Origin of the sequence: Parabacteroides sp. ASF519 (genome assembly GCF_000364265.2) — a bacterium.
Lineage (GTDB): Bacteria > Bacteroidota > Bacteroidia > Bacteroidales > Tannerellaceae > Parabacteroides > Parabacteroides goldsteinii.
The window spans coordinates 1,805,180-1,825,251 of record NZ_AQFV02000006.1 but is presented as its reverse complement, the minus strand read 5'-3'; the positions used below and the strand labels follow the sequence as shown (position 1 = coordinate 1,825,251).

The window sequence follows — 20,072 nt, the reverse complement described above, 5'->3', positions numbered from 1 at the left end:
AAAAGGAGGGATCCGGATGGTAAAACCATCTGGAACTCTCTTCTTGTAACTTTCTTATCATCACTCTTGATCCTAATAATATGAAATCGATTATTTTTCTATTCCTTATTTGTTGTAATTCACTTATCTGTTGGGCACAAGGAGTTCATTCCAACTATTTGTTTCCTGAATTTACTGATTCTTATATTTATTATAAAGATGGAAGAGTTTTTCAAGTACAGTCAAACTACGATCTTCTGAAAAACATGTTCCAATTCATCGACAAGGATAATGAGATAAAAGAATTTGCAGACCCTGAAATGATTGTATCCATAAAGATTGGAGAACGGATATTCATATTAGTAAACAAGAATGAAGCAGCAGAAGTAATACAATCAGACCCACGAATTTTGGTTCAATATTCAGGTCAAAAACGAATAAAAAAAGACTTAACATTTGGAGGGAAAACAGAGACAGCTTCTGTTGATAGCTATTCCAATATGGTTTATGGAACAGGAGACGATACAAAAAACACTGTCATAACCAAATTAGAATATCAATTCTATATCGAAAAAAACAAACGGCTAAAACGATTCTCTACAGAGAAACAATTCCTGAAACTATTTCCTAAACAAAAAGAAGAACTAAAGAAATACATCGATGAAAGCAAAGTTGATTTCAATTCTATCGAACAAGTAGTACAGCTTTGCAATCACGCCTTTGCTATTGAAAAATAAAAGAAGAAACATTGGTGGTTTTAAGAACATACTGGTTTTATACTATTGGCGAAGTAAACAACAACAAACAGGAATGTTCAATCTCTAAACCAAAGAGGTGGCCTCCTTCAACAGGGCCACCTCTCCTTTTTTATGAAATTACTTATTTATTTCTTTTCGATAACCATCAGCTTTCCATTATCGGTCCCGTAAAAAGCAATCGTATTCACGGGTTTTACATTTCCTTCCGCCTCAAAACGAACTACTTTATTCAGAGCTTCCAGAAACTCCTGCTCGCCTTTCAGATCAGGACATGCCATGCGCGTTGTGGCGACTTGCGGAAATTTAATGATGTTCTTCCGGGCTTCCGAATATTCGATATTGCCGTTCATCCGGTTACAACCGGCATTCCCCGACAAATGGTTACGGGCAACATCAATGACAATAAGCTGTTTGCTGTCTGCCGGATCAAGTTTCTTACCGTTCAGTTCCACTACACTCCATTCGCCATCCAGGTCTGAATAGGAAGCCACCACAGCTTTTTGTGATTTACAGGAAGCAAATACGGCTATCCCCACAACTGCCAGGCAGAGATATAAATACTTCTTCATACGGTTTAATTTTTAGATAAAACAAGCAATACGTTGCCGTCCTGGTCTACCAGGGCCATTTCGCTTTCAGAATTACCGGCTTTAACCGCTTTCACATCACCCATCGCTTTCATGATCGCATCTTCCGTTGCCATGTCCGGACAAGCCATCATTGTAGCAGCACCCGGTGCAATAGTGATCGAAGATACATCGTTGGCATCTAATGTAATGGTTGTATTGAACATATTACAACCGGCATTGCCATGCAATTTATTCTGAGCCATATCGAATTCCATATAGGGCAGTCCTTCTTTCAGAATCTTTTCACCTTTTACTTCCACCACATTCCATTTACCTTCCAGTTTCTTTGCGTCTGTTTTGGCTTCAGAACAAGAAATCATCATCCCAAGTACCATCGGGAGCATCAATACATAAAAAATCACTCTTTTCATAATCTATACTATTTGTTATATCACTTACAAGGATAAGACGCCAAATCCGTCCAAATTGTTCCCCAAAGATATTCAATTTAGTCAATATTAACAAATCTTCCCTTCTACGCTACTTCCATGCGCCTGATGCTTTACATTATTTTCCGTAAGTTTGCACCCGACGAACAAACTATAAATGAGGATATAATGAAGAGATCAGGCATTGCACCTATTTTGATTTTACTGTTCATAGTAGGTATCTCCTGCAAAAACACCCCTAAACAATGCGAAGAAGAAGTTGACAGCGAATGGATCGACAGCCTCCAACGCGTATATCAATACGGTATCTGCATCGATACACTCGACCTGAAAGAGTATAAGATGAAAAACGGTGATAATCCGGCTGCAATCTTCTCTAACCTCGGTTTCTCTGCCTTAATGGCTGACAGTATCAGCAGATCGTCCAAAGAAGTTCTGGACCCTACAAAGCTACAGGCGGGCATGCATTATTATACCTTCTCCATGCAAGACAGCACTGCACAGATACGCTACATTGCTTTTGCCAAATCGAAAACCGATTACGCAGTGATCGACTTTACCGGCGATACGATCAGTGCCTACGAGTTTAACAAGCCTATTACTTTAAAACGCCAGTACGTAGAAGGAACAATCAATTCCTCCTTATGGAACGTATTACAATCGAAAGGCGTAAACCCGTTGTTGGCAATCAATATAGCCGATGTCTTTGCCTGGCAAATAGACTTTTATGATGTAAAAGAGGGGGATTCTTTCCGTGTCCTCTATGATATTGCTTATATCGACGACACAACTGCACTGAATATAAGCGGTATCCAGGGAGCAATTTTTACTCATCAGGGAAAAGACTTTGTTGCCATCCCCTTTACCCAGGACAGCGTATTCGAATACTTCGACCAGGACGGGAACAGTTTGCGTAAAGCATTCCTGAAAGCCCCGCTGGATATCTTCCGTATCACGTCACGCTTTACGAATGCCCGTTTCCATCCGATTTTGAAACGCTATCGTGCTCACCACGGGGTTGATTATGCAGCACCGGTCGGTACCCCGGTTAAAAGCATCGGAGCCGGAACCGTTATTGCCAAAGGATACCAGAATGGCGGCGGAAATTTCCTGAAAGTAAAACACAACTCCGTATATACCACCACTTATATGCATCTCAGCAAGTTTGCCAAAGGCATACAGGTGGGCAGCCATGTGCAGCAAGGTGAAGTGATCGCTTATGTGGGTTCTACCGGTCTCTCGACTGGTCCTCATCTCGATTTCCGTGTACACAAAAACGGCCAGCCGATAAATCCCCTGAACATGGAGGCACCTCCTTCATTGCCTGTCAAAGCGGAATTCCGCGACAGTTTTGCTATCGTAAAACAACAGGTACTTGCCGAATTGGACAGCATGCAAACACGGCATATAGAAGTTGCCGATACACTTCTGATAACGGAATAAATATCCGGTCAGGAAGGTTTCAAACGGATGCCTACCCGCAGATGAAGCGATGCCTATCGGTTTCAGCTCCGATAACTATTGCTTTTAAGTAGAATTATGCTACATTTGTAGGAACTATAAATCACGCAAGTATGAAATTTTTAGGTAATATCATCTGGTTAATATTCGGCGGACTGATCACCAGTATTGAATATCTGGTCTCAAGCCTCCTGCTGATGGTTACGATCATCGGCATTCCATTCGGACTACAGACATTGAAACTGGCTCTGCTGGCTTTGTGGCCTTTTGGTAGCACGGTTACGGATAATGGCAATTCCGGAGGTTGCCTCTGCATTATCATGAACATTCTATGGATCATACTCGGAGGTTTCTGGATCTGCCTGACACACCTGGGATTCGGGTTACTGCTGTGTATCACCATCATCGGTATCCCCTGGGGAAGACAACATTTCAAGATGGCAGCCCTTGCCCTGACTCCTTTCGGTAAGAATATCAACTAATCCAAAACAGGATAGCTTTGCCGGGCTTCTGCCCGGCTGCAAGCATTGAAATGCCACCATTCATAAGGAATGATGCGGAACCCGGCATTTCTCATGATCCGGCGAAGCAAACGTCGGTTATCATAGGCTGTGCGATCTATTTTCCCGGCATCCAATAAAGCCTCTTCATTATTCGTATGAGCCTCTTCGCCAAAGAAATCGAATGGCGTTCCCATAGGAAGGGGAGCGCCTGTTTTATCAAGGATAGTTACATCTACTGCCATTCCATAATTATGCAATCCGCCGCCGTTAGCCGGATTGCTGACATAATTCACCTTATCGGTTCCGCGAACAAGTGCCCACATTTTACGTTGTACGGACATTGGGCGGGCCGCATCATAAACAACCAACGTAAGGTCGGGATTTTCTTTTTTCAATAGCCGTTGAGCCGCGATAAGTTTCCCGGCGGCATCCGGATGAAGCCAGGCACGCGTGATTCCGGAATAAACTGCTTCCCCCATAAAATTATCGGGAGTTGCATAAACCAGTTGTACACGAATGGAAGAATCCTGTGCAGAGATATCGACCAGTCCTTTATTGCGCAGATAGGTATCCAGTTCTTCCGCATCGGCACAGGCACAAACAAACAGTACCGCTAACAGGAATATATGCTTCGGCCACTTCATCGGATTCTTTTTTAATCAATAGATATCTGCTCCACTTCTATCGGATCATTCAGGAAGACTGAGGCTGCCTCCGAGAATTTCGCGGCAGACTCTGTAGTCAGGAAACGGCATTCTCCGCCACGCGTAAGCCGGCAGTCCATTTCCGGATGCCTGTTTAGATAGTCTTTCAGGCTATCTGCCACGTATTCTCCCTGCGCAAAGACGGTTATCCCCTGCGGCAAATACTGTCTGATTTTGCCGATTAAAAGCGGATAATGCGTGCATCCCAGTACCAGTGTATCTATCCGGGGATCGACCGACAGAATATGATCCAGATGTTTTTGTACAAAATAATCCGCTCCGGGAGAATCGAACTCATTGTTCTCAACTAATGGAACCCACATCGGACAGGACTCTCCCGTCACAGTGATATGAGGAAACATTTTCTCTATCTCCAGTAAATAGGAGTGTGAAGATATTGTTCCGGCTGTCCCCAGAATACCTATATGTTTTGTAGTGCTGACCTGATCCATCATTTCCACCGTCGGACGAATAACTCCCAACACACGGCGGGCCGGATCCCAGTCCGGCAGATCACGCTGCTGAATGGTACGCAAGGCTTTCGCCGATGCCGTATTACACGCCAGAATCACCAACTGACACCCCTCGGAAAACAATTTCATTACGGCCTGGCGGGTGAAACGGTAAACCACCTCAAATGAACGTGGTCCATAAGGTGTACGTGCATTATCGCCCAGATAAATATAGTCATACTCAGGCATTGCCTGGCGGATCTTATCAAAGACTGTCAATCCACCATAGCCAGAATCAAAAATCCCGATAGGTCCTGCTTTTTGTGAAAACATATTTCTTCCTTCTTTATATAATACAACAAAGGATGCCCTCCATAGAAAGGCATCCTTTGTTATATCTCTAATTAGAATCTATTATTTCAAACCTAATTTAGCTTTTACCAACGGAGTAGCATCGATTGCAGCATTGCCGGTATAAAGAACGATACCAGGATTGTTATCGATGATATAAGCATAGCCTTTTTCATCACCTACAGCTTTGATAGCATTTCTAAGCTTATCCTGGATCGGAGCCAACAATTCCTGCTGTTTTTTATTCATATCCTGTTGTGCAACCTGTGTAAAGTTTTCAACACGCTGACGAATATCTTCCAATTCCTGTGTTCTTCTCAGTTTGATATTTTCAGTCATTGAATCCTGCTGAGCGATATAATCTGTATATTTCTTTTGGAATTCATCCTCCATCGTCTTCATCTCACCCGCATATTTGTCATTCATCTGCTTCATTGTTTCCTGCATAGCTGCTATTTCCGGCATAGCCATCATAATTTCCTGCGAATTAACAATTGCCACCTTTGCTTCCTGAGCAAAAACTCCTAACGGGAGGATCATCAACAAAAAAATAATCAGTTTCTTCATTTTCTATAAAATATTATTGTTATTAATCAATCATGTTATTTTGTGCATAAAGCGCACAAATGTAAGCATTTATTTTGAATATCCTAACTTTAACAGCACTTCATTGCTGATATCTATCTTCGGAGAAGCAAAAATAATACTCATCGCCGAAGCACGGTCAACAACGAGTTGATACCCCTTGTCTTCCGAAATCTCCTTTACGGCATTATAGATTTCATCCTGGATAGGTTTCATCAAGCTTTCACGCTTCTTGTACAACTCGCCTTCCGGTCCGAAATACTGACGTTTCAGGTCCTGTGCTTCCTGTTCCTTCTTCACTATCTCCTCTTCACGCTTCGTTTTCATCTCGGCAGAAAGGAATACCAAATCACTCTGATAGGTCTTATACATGTTTTGTGCTTCCTGCTGGATAGCTTCCACCTCATTCTGCCACTTCTTCGATACCTGGCTCAGCTGTTCGTTCGTCATCTCATAAGCCGGAATATTTTTTAGTATATACTCCATATCTATCAAGGCAAACTTTTGTGCCATACCGGCAAAAGAGCAAAGGAGCATCATACAACTCAAAACAATAATCTTCTTCATACGCTTTCTTTTTATAGTTTCACTCTCTGACTGCAAATATAGCAGAGGGTTTACTTTGTTCCAACGAATTATGGTTAACGCTTGACGATGAATTGTTAATTTTAAATTAATCCATTGTTTATTATTAGAACTCCTGTCCGATGATGAAGTGGAAGTTGCTTCCACCTGCACTACGAGCACCATCCACCTTGTCGAAACCATACGCCCAGTCGATACCCATCAAACCGATCATCGGCAAGAAGATACGTACACCAACACCGGCAGAACGTTTCAAGTCAAACGGATTAAAGCTCTTCAAATCTCGCCATGCATTACCTGCTTCAGCAAATACAAGACCGTAAATCGTAGAAGACGGTTCCAACAGGAACGGATAACGTAATTCCATTGCCAGACGAGAGTAAGCATAACCATAAGAGTTATATCCACCATTACCGGCAATACTACCGTTTTCGTAACCTCTCAAACCAATCGTTTCAGTTGCATACGTACTGGAGTATCCGCTCATACCGTCACCCCCCATATAGAATGTTTCAAACGGAGAACGTTTGTGCTTATTATAAGATCCCAGGAATCCGTATTCAACACGTGTCATCAATACCGGTGTACGTTTGATCGCTCTCGGAGCCAACGGAGAGAAGATCTTTGCTTTGAACTTCCATTTATGATACTCGATAAACTTAAACTTATCAGGATTATCGTCCGACATATTAGCATAGTCCTTTCCGTCCCATAAAGAATAAGGAGGAGTAGCACTGACTGACATAGAGAACTGCGAACCGCTACGAGTATACAACGGGTTGTCGATAGAGTTACGCTGCAACATCAATTCCAGGTTTACATTGTGGCAAGTACCGTTCTGCACCAGGAAGTATGCCCAGTCATGCATGATATACATCTGATAATTCAATGTAGCCATAAACTGGAAGTAGTCATCCGGCCAGTTCAGACGCTTACCATAACCGGCAGAAAGACCGAACATCATAATCGATTTATCCGGGTCGTATGCCAATTCATAGTTATTATTATAATAACCGCCATAGTTACCGTAGTAACCGCCATACATGCTATTTCCATAATAAGGATAGCCACCGTAATAATTCGACATGCTGTTATTATAGTAGTTACTACTGATATCAGTCTGTTTGGAGAAATAAGCACTTACAGAAAGAGTATTCGGACGTCTTCCGCCGAACCACGGGTCCATAAATGAAATACTATAAGCCTGATAGTAGCGACCGTTAGTTTGTCCACTCAATGTCAATGTCTGGCCTTCACCCTGCGGGATAATACCTTTATAAGTTTTCGGATTCAGGAAGTTCTTCATGGAGAAGTTCGTAAACTTCAGACTCAACTTACCGATCACACCTGTTTGTCCCCAACCGGCCGAGAACTCAATCTGGTCGTTCGCCTTCGATGTCAGGTTATATTGGATATCCACTGTTCCGTTCTCCGGATCAGGTATCGGCTTCGGCTCCATATTTTCCGGATCGAAATGTCCCATCTGGGCAATTTCACGAACGGAACGCATCAAGTCTTCACGGCTGAACAACATACCTGGCTTGGTACGAAGCTCACGACGTACGATATCTTCATACAAACGGTCGTTACCATTAATGATTACACGGTTGATGGTAGCCTGCGGGCCTTCCTGGATACGTACTTCCAAAGAGATAGAGTCGTTATCCACATCCACTTCTACCGGGTCGGCACTGAAGAAGATATAACCATTATTATAATACACATTGGAAACCGCATCTTCGTCTGTCGTCAAACGTTCATTCAACTTCTTCTGGTTATACACCTCTCCCGGTTTCATTCCCAGGATTGATTCCAAAAAGTCAGATGCATACTGCGTATTACCCACGAAACGGATATCTTTCAGATAATATTTATCACCTTCTTCAACCTTCAGGTAGATGTCGACTTTCTTTTCATTAAAGTTGACAACACTGTCCGATAGCAGCACTGCATCACGATAACCGTGTTCGTTGTACTTAGCGATAATATTATTTTTATCATTCTCGTATTCTTCAGTAGTAAACTTCTTTGTACTGAATGCTTCCAGGATACTGGTTTTCCAGTCGTTCGGAAGACTGAACTTTTCATTCGTCTTCTTCATCGCCTTCTTCAGGTCCCTTGCTGATAGCGCTTCATTACCTTCGAAGTAAATACGGTGGATCTTTGTCTTTTCGTTCTTATCGATATTAATATCAACGATCACCTCGCCTTCTTTCGACAAATCGTCACGCTGTACAATATCAACGTCTACATTCTTAAAACCTTTGCCGTCAAAGAACTTCTGAATAACGATCTTTGCACGGTCCATCAGGTTGGGAGTTACCTGAAAACCTTTCTTCAAACCCAACTTGGCTTCAAGGTCTTCCCTCTCTCCTTTCTTGATACCATGATAATTTACTTCCGATATACGGGGACGTTGTTTCAACTGAATTTCCAGCCAGACTTGGTCACCTTCAATCTTGGTTGCCAGGATTTTTACATCCGAGAACAATCCGTGTTTCCAAAAACGCTTTACCGCTGTTGTAATCTCACCTCCGGCGTCGGGGATAGTGACCACGTCACCTACCGATAATCCGGAGAAACCGATTAACACGAAATCATCATAATTCTTAATACCCGTCACCTTAATATCGGCAATCTTATACCGCTTCGGCGTCGACGAATAATTAATGACCGGCACTTCTGCCGATACTTCAACCTGGGTAGTGTCACTTTCCTGGGCAAATGCTCCGCAGGCAAAACCTAGGAAAATAAAAAACAGCACTATTCTTTTGTACATATAACAGCTATTGTTTATAAGATTAATTGCTCACTTGTCTTACCGAAACGGCGTTCACGTTGCTGGTAATACAATATAGCTTCATACAACTCTTCTTCTCTGAATGCCGGCCAAAAAACATCGGTAAAGTAGAACTCCGCATACGAACATTGCCACAGCAGAAAGTTACTGATGCGTTTTTCTCCTCCGGTTCGAATCAGCAGATCCGGATCGGGAATGCCTTTGGTCGTCAGGTGGTCCGAGACCACTGTCTCGGTTATATCGTTGGGGTTTATTTTCTTTTCCAGTACTTGAACGGCGAGCTGTCTGACAGCTTCTGTTATTTCCCAGCGGGAAGAATAACTAAGAGCCAATACCAGGGTAGTTCCCGTATTGGCAGAAGTTTGTTTTATACAATCCAGCAACGTTGCATGCGCATCCTCCGGCAGACGGTCCAAATTACCGATCGCCATCAGACGTACATTATTTTTCATCAGATCCGGAGTTTCGCGATGGATGGCGGAGACAAGCAGACTCATCAACGCCTTCACCTCCGCTTCAGGCCGGTTCCAGTTTTCTGTCGAAAATGTGTACACTGTCAGGTACTTCAGTCCAATCGTCGTTGCCGCCTCTACCACTCTACGCACGGAAACAACGCCCTCCTGGTGTCCATAGCTCCGGTCTTTCCCTTGCGCTTTGGCCCAACGTCCGTTTCCATCCATAATAATCGCCACATGTTGCGGCAAGCGATCTTTGTCTATTTCCTCTATCAATGACATAGTGTTTCTCAGTATCTAAACGTACTGTTGCTGTTTATACTATTACATGGCCTGTTACGCGGACCAAAGTCCCAGGTAACAGATAGCAGTAAAAATGAATACCAATCTTTGTTCTTCAAGAAACTGCCACTTATCTGATACGGATTATCCAGTATTGCATTATCCCCGTTCGTAACATCGAATTTATCTCCGAACAATTTACGGAACGAGAACTCGCATCCCAGGTTAATCCTGTTCTTGATCTTATACTTTACGCCTACCCCTAACGGGATATTCGGTCCGAAAAACGCTTCATTACCTGTTCCGTATGTAATTCCTAATCCCAGGAATACATAAGGAGTGAAGCGCTTCGCCCCTGCATAAGCAAATTTATCACTGTACGGAAAGAAGTTAAACTCCATCTGTCCGCCCAGTTCTACCAGGCTACGGCTGAACGATGCCTGCGCATTGTCCGGAAAAACATTTTCCAGTCCTTCCGTGCTGCCTGAAACCTGTCCCCACATCAGATTGCCTTTGAAAGCCCATCTGAAGTTGGCATTATAACGGAATACTGCTCCCACTGCCGGATTCATTCCTTTAAAGAAAGCATTCTTGTTGGCATCTCCCATATAGAAAGCGCCACCGGCCATTCCGCCTATTTCATATTTATATTCCTGTGCGTGGAGACCGGTAAATGAGCCGGCCATCAGTATCAGTATAAGAATCCGTTGAAAAAAAGTTGAAGTCATATGCAATGCTGTTATGTTCTACACCTCTTTTTCTAACGCTAAATTCTTCCTAAAATTATACTTTCCTCCACGAACTTTCTCAATCCTTAAAACCTAAACGGTTTATACGGCCTTTCCAGATCTGGTCCAGATCATTTGCATTATTATTCTCTTTACCGCCGAAAATTAGCATAAAATTCTCTTTATCCACTAAAACGGAAGCAAAACCTCTCGCTTTATAATCTTCCGGCATCACAGTCAGCGTGTCCGACAATGTCCATGTCACACCCCTGTCTATGGAGAAATAAATATCTTTAAACGCTTTATTCGATTCACCGATACCACCTATCAGGCAGAACTTATCATCATAAGCAGAAAGCATTACACCTTCTCTCTTATCGAAATAATCAGATTCTATATCGGTCAGCAAAACCCACTGTTTACCATTCATGGTGCCCCAGGCTGAATTCTGCAATTTACCGTTCTTGTCTTTTCCGGCAACCACAGTCAAACTGTTTTGCTTGCTACTACTTGAATAAGAAGCCAAAGAACCAAAACCACTTACTGGGAATTCATCAGGAACAACATCACCGGTTGTCCATTTCATATCCTTATCCATAAAAGCAAAGCTCCGTGTACCGTTCTCTTCTACGATTGCAGACAGGAACGAAGTCTGGCCTAAACCTATTTCGTTATTAATTGCTCCCAACAATGCATTTACAGACGGTGTTTGATCTACAAGCGTCCAGTCCTGTCCGTTAACAGAGCAATAGAGCGCCCCTTTGGTTGTAGGCACAAATAAAGCGTCATCATACTCAGTCATCTGAGAAAGACGAACCTCACCAGCCGGCAGACCGTTCAATGTCATTTCCGTCCAGCTTTTTGCATCGGAAACAGAAGAACTGTATAATGAATATCCTTTGCTTGCATCAGTTCCCTGTGCGTACATATAATAATATTCATTATTCTCTTCCCCCCATGTAACCACTTTTTGTTCTTTCACCGGGAATCCTAAAACGCTAGAATCATACAGTTCCCAACTCATGGAATCAGGCACCATCTGATGAACATTTACCTGAGCGATATACGTTTTCTTTGTAATACCGTCGTATGCGGCAGTCACAAATTTAACGGGTTTGGAGAAATCCAAAGAGTCTTCCCTATTCCAGTAAAAAGTAGAGTCAGGCAAAGCATCCTGAGTCACTTCGATAGTATAGGTGCCCGTTGCTACAGACACTGTACAAACAACTTTCTCGATCTCTGTGCCAAACGGCAGGGAGTCCGGGTTAAAAATACGTCCGTTTACCTGATCGATCACAAACTTCACTGTATCTAACTTTCCACCCAGGATTGAATCATGATCCACAGAGAATGCCGTTATCTGACAATCCTTAGGTATCTCATACTCCTGATCGTCTGAATTCAGACAAGAAGACAGAAACAATGCAATACATCCCGCTACAAATAGTACTATTCTATTTTTCATCCAAAAATAAGTTTGTTGCATATAAAGCCACAAAAGTAGAAACATTTTTTGCTTTATTCCCAATATCGGCTAATATTTATAATATTTTAGTTCCGTTAAACTACTTCGCTCACTGATTTTTCCGTGAAAAAACAGTGATTACGTGGTTCTGAACTTTTTTCACGTCCGTTAACGACAAAGATGCCACCCTGTTCAGATCCGGCGCTTTTACACCCGATTCCAGATTGACAGGGGCTGTTTCAACAAATATCTGATCCCATAAATTCTCCTCCAGAAAATGCTCAAGAAGCACAGCTCCTCCTTCCACCATCAACGAATTTAATTTACGGATATACAATTCGTGCATCACCTGCGGCAAGACTGGCTGTGAAAAATCGAGGGTGACGTACTCCACATTCTCCCGGTTTTCCGCTTTTCCAGCGGTAAAGACCAGTGTTTTCACCGTACCGTCAAACAAATGATAATGCGAGGGAATACGTAAAGTCCGGTCGAGCACCACCCTGACAGGTGAGTTTCCAGCCCAATGCCGTACCGTTAGAGAAGGGTTATCCAGAAAAGCCGTCTGTGTCCCGACCATGATAGCCGCCACATTCGCCCGCAAAGAATGCACCCTGCGCATCGTCTCCGGTGAAGACAATACGACAGCCGGTGAGGTATTATCCGTCCGCCCACGATCCATAAAACCGTCCGCACTCTGCGCCCATTTCAAATAAATGTAAGGCCGCCGCTTTTCCTGAAAAGTCATAAACACCCGGTTCAACTCCCAGGCTTCCTTTTCCATCACACCGGTTACCACTTCCACACCTGCTTCACGCAGCATCCGTACCCCTCTTCCCGACACTTCCGGAAACGGATCCAGACACCCGATCACCACACGCGGTATCCGTTTTTTTATAATCAACTCCGCACAGGGAGGTGTCTTCCCATAGTGCGAACAGGGTTCCAGACTAACGTATATCGTAGCCTCTTTCAACAAAGACTCATCACGAACCGAAGCGATTGCATTCACCTCGGCATGCGCTTCGCCATATTTCCGGTGATAGCCTTCTCCGATAATTTTACCCTGATGCACGATCACGGCTCCAACCATCGGATTCGGTGCCACATTGCCCGCTCCGCCACGGGCTAGTGAAATACAACGAGCCATATATTTATTCTCAACCTCGACCATTTTCTTTGCTTATAAATGGTTTTTGCATTACTTTTGCATTAAAATTAAATTGATATGACTGGGACTGTCGCCTATATACAAAATACGCTCAAAGATTATTATCCGCCAAGTGAAATTAAAGCATTCATTCGTTTGATAATGGAACGCGTTTGCGATATTCAGCCGCACCAATTCTTACTTTGCAAAGATAAAGAATTATCTGAGACGGAGAAGACACAGATTTATAATATCGTAGAACGATTGGTAAAATATGAGCCGATCCAATATATTTTCGGTAAAACAGACTTTTACGGATTTGAGTTTCTAGTGAACCCGTCAGTGCTGATCCCCCGTCCGGAAACGGAAGAATTGGTGGAATTGATCGTACACGATTATGCTAAAAAGAGTATTGACATCCTGGACGTAGGTACCGGTAGCGGCTGCATTGCCATTACTTTAAGGAGATTACTGAAGAAAGCACAGGTTTCAGCACTCGATATCTCTCCGGAGGCATTGAAAATAGCCAAAAGAAATGCCGGGATCAACCGCGTACAGTTGACTTTCTACGAAAAAGATATTCTCCAGCCATCCAAAACGGCTGATTCCATAGAAGATGAATTCGATGTCATCGTCAGCAACCCTCCCTATGTCATGGAGAAGGAAAAAGCGGAAATGGAGAAAAACGTGCTCGATTACGAACCTTCGCTAGCACTGTTCGTACCCGACGACAACCCGTTGTTGTTTTACAATAACATCGCCCGCTTTGCCGAACAGAAACTGAAAAAGAAAGGCTACCTCTATTTCGAGATCAACGCACAGATGGGCGAAGCCGTGGTAAATATGCTGCGCATGATGGAATTCAAGAATGTGGAACTGATACAGGACCTATCGGGTAAAGACCGCTTCGTAAAGGCACAAACATGGAACAGATAACCGAACCCGAAATGCTACGCCGCGCAGCCGCTTACTGCTCGACTGCCGAACGCTGCATCCAGGATGTACAAAAAAAGATTAAAGCCGCCGGCCTCTCCCAAGAGGAAGGCGAGCGAATCATTGCACGTCTGCTCCAGGAAAAATTCATCGACGAACATCGTTTCGCCCGTTATTTCGTGAACGACAAACTGCGCTTCAACAAATGGGGACGCATCAAAATCGCATACGAACTTCAAAAAAGGAATATCCCTGCCCCCATCCGTTCGGAAGCGCTGGAAGGGATAGACGAAAAAGAATATGCCGATATCCTCCAATCATTGCTGAAGGCGAAAAAGAAATCGACCAAAGGCAAGGACGAACGGGATATCTACATCAAACTCCTCCGTTTTGCTGCCGGCCGTGGCTTTGAAAGCCGGGAAGCATCCCGTTGTCTGAAACAATTATTCAACGGGAACGATTATGAGGAAGATTTTTAATGACCTGCTGCACCTCTTTTTTCCTAAGCTCTGCATGCTGTGCCAGACGCCTCTCGTCGGAGGGGAAGAGCATATCTGCCTGAAATGTCTTTGCGACCTGCCCCGTACAGGACACAATTTTCTGGAAGAGAACCCCGCCACCTACCTGTTCGGCGGAAAAGTCCCGGTTTACCATGCAGCCGCTTTCCTGCATTACGAAAAAGGCGGCCATGTGCAACAGCTTATCCATTCCCTGAAATACCACGACAACCGTGAGATCGGTTTCCGTCTGGGACGTATGGCCGGCCTGAGGTATCAAAAAGCGATCCTGTCAGACCGCCCGGACCTTCTCCTCCCCGTCCCGCTCCATCCCAAGAAGCGAAAACAGCGCGGCTACAACCAGTCCGAATGGATCGCCCGCGGCCTCAACACCCTTTTGAAACTCCCGATCGACACCACCAGCCTCCGACGCACAAAAGAGACAGAAACACAGACGCACAAACAGACTTACGACCGTTGGCTGAATATGCAGAATATTTTCTCTGTCGTCGACCGCGAAGTCCTGGCAGGAAAACACATCCTCCTTATCGACGATGTCATCACCACCGGATCGACCATCGGAGCATGTGCCGAAGCACTGCTGACGATCCCTGGAGTACGGGTGAGCGTGCTGGCGATAGCGATGGCGTAAAAAATGGCTACTCGCTCACAAAACGCTTTAAATCATAAAACATTAAACGAGTTTCGTCACTCTTATCCTTCTCAGTAATAAAATCAAAACCTGACTTTTGATAGAAAACAATAGCATCCTTATATGCATCCACTGTAATAAACCGACACCCCGTCCGATTCCCATGAGTGAATAAATATTTGATAAAACGTATAATATCTTTTCCCAAACCTTGTTGCGCATATTCAAGGGACACTGCCAATCGTCCAATCTTTACCGCTGGATAATGTTTTCGCCTTTTAGGATTAGGTATGCGTCGGCTCAACTTATTCCATACTGAGTTTTGTTCCGGATCAGACGATATTTTATCATTCAATAAACTGAAATAAGCAACAGTTTTATTTGTAGATAAATCTTCTAGCAAATAGGTTACCGCCATCAGGTCGACCAAATATTTTCGGGCATCATCCAATAAAAAACCGTTTAAGTCCTCATCCTTGCACTTAAACGGTTTTATCTCTGTATCTACCTTTAGCGGTATAAAATTAAAATCTTCAAAAGCCATCTTCTACAAAGTAAATGAAGCAATGGCCTTGAATTTCTCGAAAGCATTTTTTGCAGCTTCCTTTTCCTCTTTAGACTCTGGTTTTATATTGGCAATCTTTTCAGAAAAATGTTTAGCATCTTTCCCTGTCAAAACCGGAGTTTCTTTAATTGGTTTAGCCATAGCATAATCTATATTATGGTGCAAAGATAATGCTTTTATTTCGGAATAGAATAATTAACGTCGCTTTTAAAGTTACAAAGTAAGTTTATTAACCAACGAAAGCCCGGCGGATCGTTCCGTCGGGCTTTGTTTGTGTCTGTTTTCACTCTTCACAGAGGTAGAACAGAAGAACTTTATTTCATTACTTTAGTATTAATACTGACCGCTTGTTCGCCCTCGCGGGGTAATTGGTTCCTAACGGGACCGCGCAGTCAATTTAAAATTTATTGATTATAAATAATTTCTTATTTAACGATTGCTTTTACAGCAGCTTCGCCTTCTACAGCTACTACAACTACACCTGCAGGAGTAGAGATTGCAGCTTCATTTGAAGTGATAACTGTGTTTGCAACTGTCTGACCAAGAACGTTAGTAATAGTAACCTTCTTGCCTTCAGCACCCTTAACGATTACTTCACCGTTTCCAGCTACTACTGCTACAGTTGAAACTGAATTAATAGTTTCGTTATCTGTTGCAACTTCGTCAAGACCATCTTCGATATTGAATATCTGAGCGTTGTTAATCAACTCTTCAATAGTACCAGTTTCATCTTCATGGTCAGAGCCAGTTGTAGTGAACTTAGCCAATACCGGGCAAGAGTTCTGAACTTTAACCCAAGCACCCTTGAATGAACCAATAGCAGAACCTTCACCCTTAGACTCGATCAGGAAGTCTTTTTCAGCTTCTTCGTTGATCAGACGCAAAGAGAATGCATAGTTAGCATGTTTGCCATCCAATGTTTTCTTATCGAATACAGTTGCATCATCAAATGTTGCAGGATCAACTACGCCATATTTAGCCTGAATGCTTTCCAAAGTGTTGCCACCTTTCAGGATATACAGATATTCAACACCACCTTCTACACGGCAGATAGCTTCTACGAAACCAAGACGATCGTAACCTGAATATTTGAACTTGTCAGCATTGTGAAGCATAGCATCTTTTCCTTCGATAGAGTCAGTCAGATTAACCAGGAATCTACCTGCCAGATAACCGATATAAGGAACAGTATGGTCGCTATGAGCATCACCTTCCTGGATATATCCATGTTCGTCGGTAGCACACCATTTACCATCTTTTACAGTTACAGTATCAACAGCAAACAAATACTGAGGCATGATTTCGTCAGATGCTTTTACATATTTAACGTACATAGCAGTTGTTGAACCTTTACCTGCCGGAGCAATACCTTCTGCAGTCAGACCCAGATAACCAAAGTCTTTTACATAGTTAGGAGCACCTACCTGATTGTTAGAATCTTCAAACAGATATTCTTTAGCAGTACCTCTCTGACGGAAGATCTTAGCTGTCTTTGCATCAGCAATTGTACGATACAGAGCAACAGGAGTAGATGTTACGTGGAAAGCAGAAGCTCTTTCAGAAGCGATGTTGTCAAGATTCAAATAACTCATACGGCCTACAGCGTCGATGCAATGAGCCTGTACGTTACCATTATCTGTAGCTAATGACAAGCCAGCTGTTTTGATACCAGCTTCGTTGATGTCGATCAATACATAGTATTTGTCACTACCCTTCACCTGATCAGCTTTCAGATAGAATACACCTTTACGAACGGATGCAGTAGCAGATTTTTCGATAGCTTCAGCTTCTGTCATAGCCTGATAGTATGGGTTTTCGCCTGTTTCTTCAACCAAATATACATAATATTTATCGTTGTCGATCAGGTTAGTATCGTATACTTTCAATGTATAAGCAGTTCTCACCAATTGAGGCAGATTAGCTACACCAACACCGGCACCAAACTTAACATCTGTTGCAGCAGTAACTGCTTCAGCTTCGAAATAAGCGCTATTGTCATCAGACGGAGCAAAATTCTTATCTGCTGTTACATCCAGGAACAAATCCTTGTTTACAAACAAGTTATAAGCCAAATTGTATTTAGAGATATTCAGCTTAGTCAGGTTCTGATAACCATGATGTTCGCTAGTCAAAGCATCGTTGTCAGTAACAGCATCGATTGCATAAGATTCAAGATTATTCAATTCCTGATTTTTAGCAGCAATGCCTGTGTAATTCTTGTTGATTGTATAATATTTACCATCAGCATCTACATACAATTGACCTGCGAATGGATCAGCAGCAAATGCAGTTGCATTAGCACCATATTCACGGTTCTTAACATCAACTGTTGTACAACCCGTAGTATTAACTACCCACATAGTAGCAGGCATATCATTGTAATTCTGAGCAACCTCACCACCTTCGTATTTTTCAACAGCGTCGTACATCATTGTACCTTCGAAGTTACAAACCAAGTTTTTAGCGGTAGTTGCATTCTTAATGAAATACAAACCAGCAGGCAAAGTTGCACGCTGCAGATAAGCAAATTTTCTGTCTGCGTAAGTGAACTTAGTCAACAGAGAACCCGGGTTAGTTACAGCATTGTAAGTACCTGTTACTTCTGTATTGTAAGCAGTGATAACTGATTCTGTCGGAGTCAAATTACCAATACGAACAACTACCTGACCAATGTTTGTATAATCCTGCAAGTCAGTTGCAGCAGTAGCAGCAGCATTAAAGAATGCAGACAACTTATTGTTTACAGAGTTGAAAGCATAGTCACCATTCAACCAAGCATTGTTTGCCGGATTTGCGCTCAAAGCATTCAGTGGTTCGAATACCAAACTATCAACAGAAGGATAGTAAGTTACCTTGAAAGCAGAACGAGCTTTCCAAGTAGCATCCGTCATACCTGTAACGGCAGGAGCGGTTGCTAATTTACCTGTGCTCAATGCCAACTTCAGGAATTTAGAACTGGAAGGATAGAAATTTTCAGAAACATACAGATATTTGTTATCAGTAGTTTTCAGATATACATAATCTTCCATCTTGTTAGTAGCAGTGATACCCAATTTATCTGCAGTATAACCTGTAGCATTAGTAATATCTGTACCTACAGCTTCAGCCATGAATTTGTTATTCAGGAATTCACTTGCAGTAGTAGGAACTGTTGAAGAAGCGATTGAGAATGTATCGCTAGCAACAACGCCCATTGCAGCTGCAGCATCAGCCAATTCATACTTGAAATCGACTTTTCTGTTCAGGTCGTTAGCTGTCAAAACGATTGCAGCAGCTTCAACCGGCTGAATCGTGATAGCATCAGTAACAGAAGAAGCATTAGTACCGGCAACAGCTTTAGAATACTTTACAGTAACGATTGTACCGTCAGCTTTCTTCTGCAGAACAGCGATAGAGTCAGCTGTAAAATAAGAATATACTTTTGATACCGGAAAAGCAGTAGTTCCGTTATCGTCTGTCGTATACCATGCCCAATTTTCCAGACAACCCTCTACAACAGAAGCGTTAGCAGATGCCAAATCTGCAGTTGCCTGAACAGCAGTCGCTTTCAACGTTTTAGCAACATCAATAGACAGAGGCATGTTGGTTTCTTTATTCACATAATTAAAGATATAACCGCTACGAGCATCTTCAATAGCCGTGATTGTCCACAAAGAAGCATTGATTGGAGCATCAGCTGCAGCAACCAACTTCATTGTCAATTCACCAGTTGTCAGGTTACGTTCCTGAACCAGGACATTACCGTTACCATCAGACAACTGATACAGCTTGTTTTCAAATTTTGTAATTGTTTTTGTAGGCGCAACGCTCATCGTCTCATTAGGACGCAAGTCAATGTTATGACCTACTGTTCTAATTGTAGATGTAGCGAAAGCTCCAACACTAGATGTCAGCAATGCGCCGACAAGCAAAGTAGAAAACTTTTTGTTCATACTTCTAAAATTTAATATTAATAATAGTGTTATAAAAGTCTATCCAGAGGACACGCCAAAATGTCACAAATTGTTAAATGACGAGTTTAAACGTTCCTTTTTTCTAGTCACGTTTTTTCTCTTCTTTTGCTTTCGTATAAAAAAGGATGAATTTTGTACTAACTTCGTTATTGTATTGATAAGAAAGGATATAGAAAAGAAAAAAATATTTGGAAAAAGA

General features: G+C 42.7%; 20 protein-coding genes. 6 read left to right on the top strand and 14 right to left on the bottom strand.

Annotation, left to right across the window (positions count from 1 at the left end; genetic code table 11):
* Positions 1–80 precede the first annotated feature (80 nt).
* A complete protein-coding gene (locus C825_RS07100) occupies positions 81–716 on the top strand; it encodes a hypothetical protein (RefSeq protein WP_007654935.1) in 636 nt (211 codons plus the stop codon).
* A 146-nt stretch (positions 717–862) separates the two neighbouring features.
* Here the strand turns inward: C825_RS07100 and C825_RS07095 are convergent, their stop codons facing one another.
* On the bottom strand, positions 863–1,306 hold the full coding sequence (locus tag C825_RS07095; protein WP_007654936.1) for an META domain-containing protein: 444 nt from the start codon (positions 1,304–1,306) through the stop codon (positions 863–865).
* 5 nt (positions 1,307–1,311) lie between these two features.
* Positions 1,312–1,737 (bottom strand): META domain-containing protein, encoded by a 426-nt coding sequence (locus C825_RS07090; protein WP_007654939.1) that lies wholly within the window; start codon positions 1,735–1,737, stop codon positions 1,312–1,314.
* A 186-nt stretch (positions 1,738–1,923) separates the two neighbouring features.
* On the opposite strand from C825_RS07090, the gene C825_RS07085 reads away from it, so the two are divergent.
* Both C825_RS07085 and C825_RS07080 read left to right on the top strand, forming a co-directional pair.
* Positions 1,924–3,198 carry a peptidoglycan DD-metalloendopeptidase family protein gene (locus C825_RS07085; RefSeq protein WP_010801974.1) on the top strand — a complete coding sequence of 425 codons (1,275 nt, stop codon included), beginning with the start codon at positions 1,924–1,926 and terminating at the stop codon, positions 3,196–3,198.
* 131 nt (positions 3,199–3,329) lie between these two features.
* Positions 3,330–3,698 carry a YccF domain-containing protein gene (locus C825_RS07080; RefSeq protein ID WP_007654943.1) on the top strand — a complete coding sequence of 123 codons (369 nt, stop codon included), beginning with the start codon at positions 3,330–3,332 and terminating at the stop codon, positions 3,696–3,698.
* Here C825_RS07080 and C825_RS07075 read toward each other — a convergent pair.
* From C825_RS07075 to ribD, 9 genes are all read right to left on the bottom strand, one after another.
* Positions 3,695–4,363, bottom strand: coding sequence for a M15 family metallopeptidase (locus tag C825_RS07075; RefSeq protein ID WP_010801973.1), 669 nt, complete (start codon positions 4,361–4,363; stop codon positions 3,695–3,697). The genes C825_RS07080 and C825_RS07075 overlap by 4 nt on opposite strands.
* Before the next feature lie 11 nt (positions 4,364–4,374).
* Complete coding sequence (gene murI / locus C825_RS07070; RefSeq protein ID WP_010801972.1) at positions 4,375–5,208, bottom strand: glutamate racemase; 834 nt, start codon at positions 5,206–5,208, stop codon at positions 4,375–4,377.
* Positions 5,209–5,289: 81 nt separating this feature from the next.
* Positions 5,290–5,793, bottom strand: a complete 504-nt coding sequence (locus C825_RS07065; RefSeq protein WP_007654948.1) for an OmpH/Skp family outer membrane protein — start codon at positions 5,791–5,793, stop codon at positions 5,290–5,292.
* A gap of 69 nt (positions 5,794–5,862) precedes the next feature.
* Positions 5,863–6,378, bottom strand: a complete 516-nt coding sequence (locus tag C825_RS07060) for an OmpH/Skp family outer membrane protein (protein WP_007654951.1) — start codon at positions 6,376–6,378, stop codon at positions 5,863–5,865.
* A gap of 124 nt (positions 6,379–6,502) precedes the next feature.
* A complete protein-coding gene (gene bamA / locus C825_RS07055; protein ID WP_010801971.1) occupies positions 6,503–9,175 on the bottom strand; it encodes an outer membrane protein assembly factor BamA in 2,673 nt (890 codons plus the stop codon).
* 14 nt (positions 9,176–9,189) lie between these two features.
* Positions 9,190–9,933 carry an undecaprenyl pyrophosphate synthase gene (gene uppS, locus C825_RS07050; protein ID WP_010801970.1) on the bottom strand — a complete coding sequence of 248 codons (744 nt, stop codon included), beginning with the start codon at positions 9,931–9,933 and terminating at the stop codon, positions 9,190–9,192.
* An 8-nt stretch (positions 9,934–9,941) separates the two neighbouring features.
* The gene (gene porG / locus C825_RS07045) at positions 9,942–10,661 is read right to left on the bottom strand and encodes a type IX secretion system protein PorG (protein ID WP_010801969.1); all 720 of its coding nucleotides are present in this window, start codon (positions 10,659–10,661) and stop codon (positions 9,942–9,944) included.
* A 79-nt stretch (positions 10,662–10,740) separates the two neighbouring features.
* Positions 10,741–12,171, bottom strand: coding sequence for a BamI family beta-barrel-assembly machinery protein (gene bamI, locus C825_RS07040; protein WP_044214797.1), 1,431 nt, complete (start codon positions 12,169–12,171; stop codon positions 10,741–10,743).
* 64 nt (positions 12,172–12,235) lie between these two features.
* Positions 12,236–13,297, bottom strand: coding sequence for a bifunctional diaminohydroxyphosphoribosylaminopyrimidine deaminase/5-amino-6-(5-phosphoribosylamino)uracil reductase RibD (ribD, locus tag C825_RS07035; RefSeq protein ID WP_010801967.1), 1,062 nt, complete (start codon positions 13,295–13,297; stop codon positions 12,236–12,238).
* A gap of 54 nt (positions 13,298–13,351) precedes the next feature.
* Here ribD and prmC point away from each other — a divergent pair, with 54 nt between their 5' ends.
* The 3 genes from prmC to C825_RS07020 are packed head-to-tail and all read left to right on the top strand — an operon-like array spanning position 13,352 to position 15,355.
* Positions 13,352–14,209, top strand: a complete 858-nt coding sequence (prmC, locus tag C825_RS07030) for a peptide chain release factor N(5)-glutamine methyltransferase (protein WP_010801966.1) — start codon at positions 13,352–13,354, stop codon at positions 14,207–14,209.
* Entirely contained in the window at positions 14,197–14,685 is a 489-nt protein-coding gene (locus tag C825_RS07025) for a regulatory protein RecX (RefSeq protein ID WP_010801965.1), read from the top strand. Before prmC ends, C825_RS07025 begins: the two co-directional genes overlap by 13 nt.
* Positions 14,669–15,355 (top strand): ComF family protein, encoded by a 687-nt coding sequence (locus C825_RS07020; protein ID WP_044214798.1) that lies wholly within the window; start codon positions 14,669–14,671, stop codon positions 15,353–15,355. Before C825_RS07025 ends, C825_RS07020 begins: the two co-directional genes overlap by 17 nt.
* Before the next feature lie 7 nt (positions 15,356–15,362).
* Here the strand turns inward: C825_RS07020 and C825_RS07015 are convergent, their stop codons facing one another.
* The 3 genes from C825_RS07015 to C825_RS07005 form a co-directional block, all read right to left on the bottom strand.
* Entirely contained in the window at positions 15,363–15,899 is a 537-nt protein-coding gene (locus C825_RS07015; RefSeq protein WP_010801964.1) for a GNAT family N-acetyltransferase, read from the bottom strand.
* 3 nt (positions 15,900–15,902) lie between these two features.
* Positions 15,903–16,061 carry a hypothetical protein gene (locus C825_RS07010; protein ID WP_167754488.1) on the bottom strand — a complete coding sequence of 53 codons (159 nt, stop codon included), beginning with the start codon at positions 16,059–16,061 and terminating at the stop codon, positions 15,903–15,905.
* 284 nt (positions 16,062–16,345) lie between these two features.
* Positions 16,346–19,852 carry a DUF6383 domain-containing protein gene (locus C825_RS07005; protein ID WP_010801962.1) on the bottom strand — a complete coding sequence of 1,169 codons (3,507 nt, stop codon included), beginning with the start codon at positions 19,850–19,852 and terminating at the stop codon, positions 16,346–16,348.
* Positions 19,853–20,072: the final 220 nt, after the last annotated feature.

Excerpts from the sequence above, each read along its gene's own strand:
- C825_RS07100 (WP_007654935.1), top strand. The coding sequence starts at position 81 with ATGAAATCGATTATTTTTCTATTCCTTATTTGTTGTAATTCACTTATC.
- C825_RS07095 (WP_007654936.1), bottom strand. The coding sequence starts at position 1,306 with ATGAAGAAGTATTTATATCTCTGCCTGGCAGTTGTGGGGATAGCCGTA.
- C825_RS07090 (WP_007654939.1), bottom strand. The coding sequence starts at position 1,737 with ATGAAAAGAGTGATTTTTTATGTATTGATGCTCCCGATGGTACTTGGG.
- C825_RS07085 (WP_010801974.1), top strand. The coding sequence starts at position 1,924 with ATGAAGAGATCAGGCATTGCACCTATTTTGATTTTACTGTTCATAGTA.
- C825_RS07080 (WP_007654943.1), top strand. The coding sequence starts at position 3,330 with ATGAAATTTTTAGGTAATATCATCTGGTTAATATTCGGCGGACTGATC.
- C825_RS07075 (WP_010801973.1), bottom strand. The coding sequence starts at position 4,363 with ATGAAGTGGCCGAAGCATATATTCCTGTTAGCGGTACTGTTTGTTTGT.
- murI (WP_010801972.1), bottom strand. The coding sequence starts at position 5,208 with ATGTTTTCACAAAAAGCAGGACCTATCGGGATTTTTGATTCTGGCTAT.
- C825_RS07065 (WP_007654948.1), bottom strand. The coding sequence starts at position 5,793 with ATGAAGAAACTGATTATTTTTTTGTTGATGATCCTCCCGTTAGGAGTT.
- C825_RS07060 (WP_007654951.1), bottom strand. The coding sequence starts at position 6,378 with ATGAAGAAGATTATTGTTTTGAGTTGTATGATGCTCCTTTGCTCTTTT.
- bamA (WP_010801971.1), bottom strand. The coding sequence starts at position 9,175 with ATGTACAAAAGAATAGTGCTGTTTTTTATTTTCCTAGGTTTTGCCTGC.
- uppS (WP_010801970.1), bottom strand. The coding sequence starts at position 9,933 with ATGTCATTGATAGAGGAAATAGACAAAGATCGCTTGCCGCAACATGTG.
- porG (WP_010801969.1), bottom strand. The coding sequence starts at position 10,661 with ATGACTTCAACTTTTTTTCAACGGATTCTTATACTGATACTGATGGCC.
- bamI (WP_044214797.1), bottom strand. The coding sequence starts at position 12,171 with ATGTTTCTACTTTTGTGGCTTTATATGCAACAAACTTATTTTTGGATG.
- ribD (WP_010801967.1), bottom strand. The coding sequence starts at position 13,297 with ATGGTCGAGGTTGAGAATAAATATATGGCTCGTTGTATTTCACTAGCC.
- prmC (WP_010801966.1), top strand. The coding sequence starts at position 13,352 with ATGACTGGGACTGTCGCCTATATACAAAATACGCTCAAAGATTATTAT.
- C825_RS07025 (WP_010801965.1), top strand. The coding sequence starts at position 14,197 with ATGGAACAGATAACCGAACCCGAAATGCTACGCCGCGCAGCCGCTTAC.
- C825_RS07020 (WP_044214798.1), top strand. The coding sequence starts at position 14,669 with ATGAGGAAGATTTTTAATGACCTGCTGCACCTCTTTTTTCCTAAGCTC.
- C825_RS07015 (WP_010801964.1), bottom strand. The coding sequence starts at position 15,899 with ATGGCTTTTGAAGATTTTAATTTTATACCGCTAAAGGTAGATACAGAG.
- C825_RS07010 (WP_167754488.1), bottom strand. The coding sequence starts at position 16,061 with ATGGCTAAACCAATTAAAGAAACTCCGGTTTTGACAGGGAAAGATGCT.
- C825_RS07005 (WP_010801962.1), bottom strand. The coding sequence starts at position 19,852 with ATGAACAAAAAGTTTTCTACTTTGCTTGTCGGCGCATTGCTGACATCT.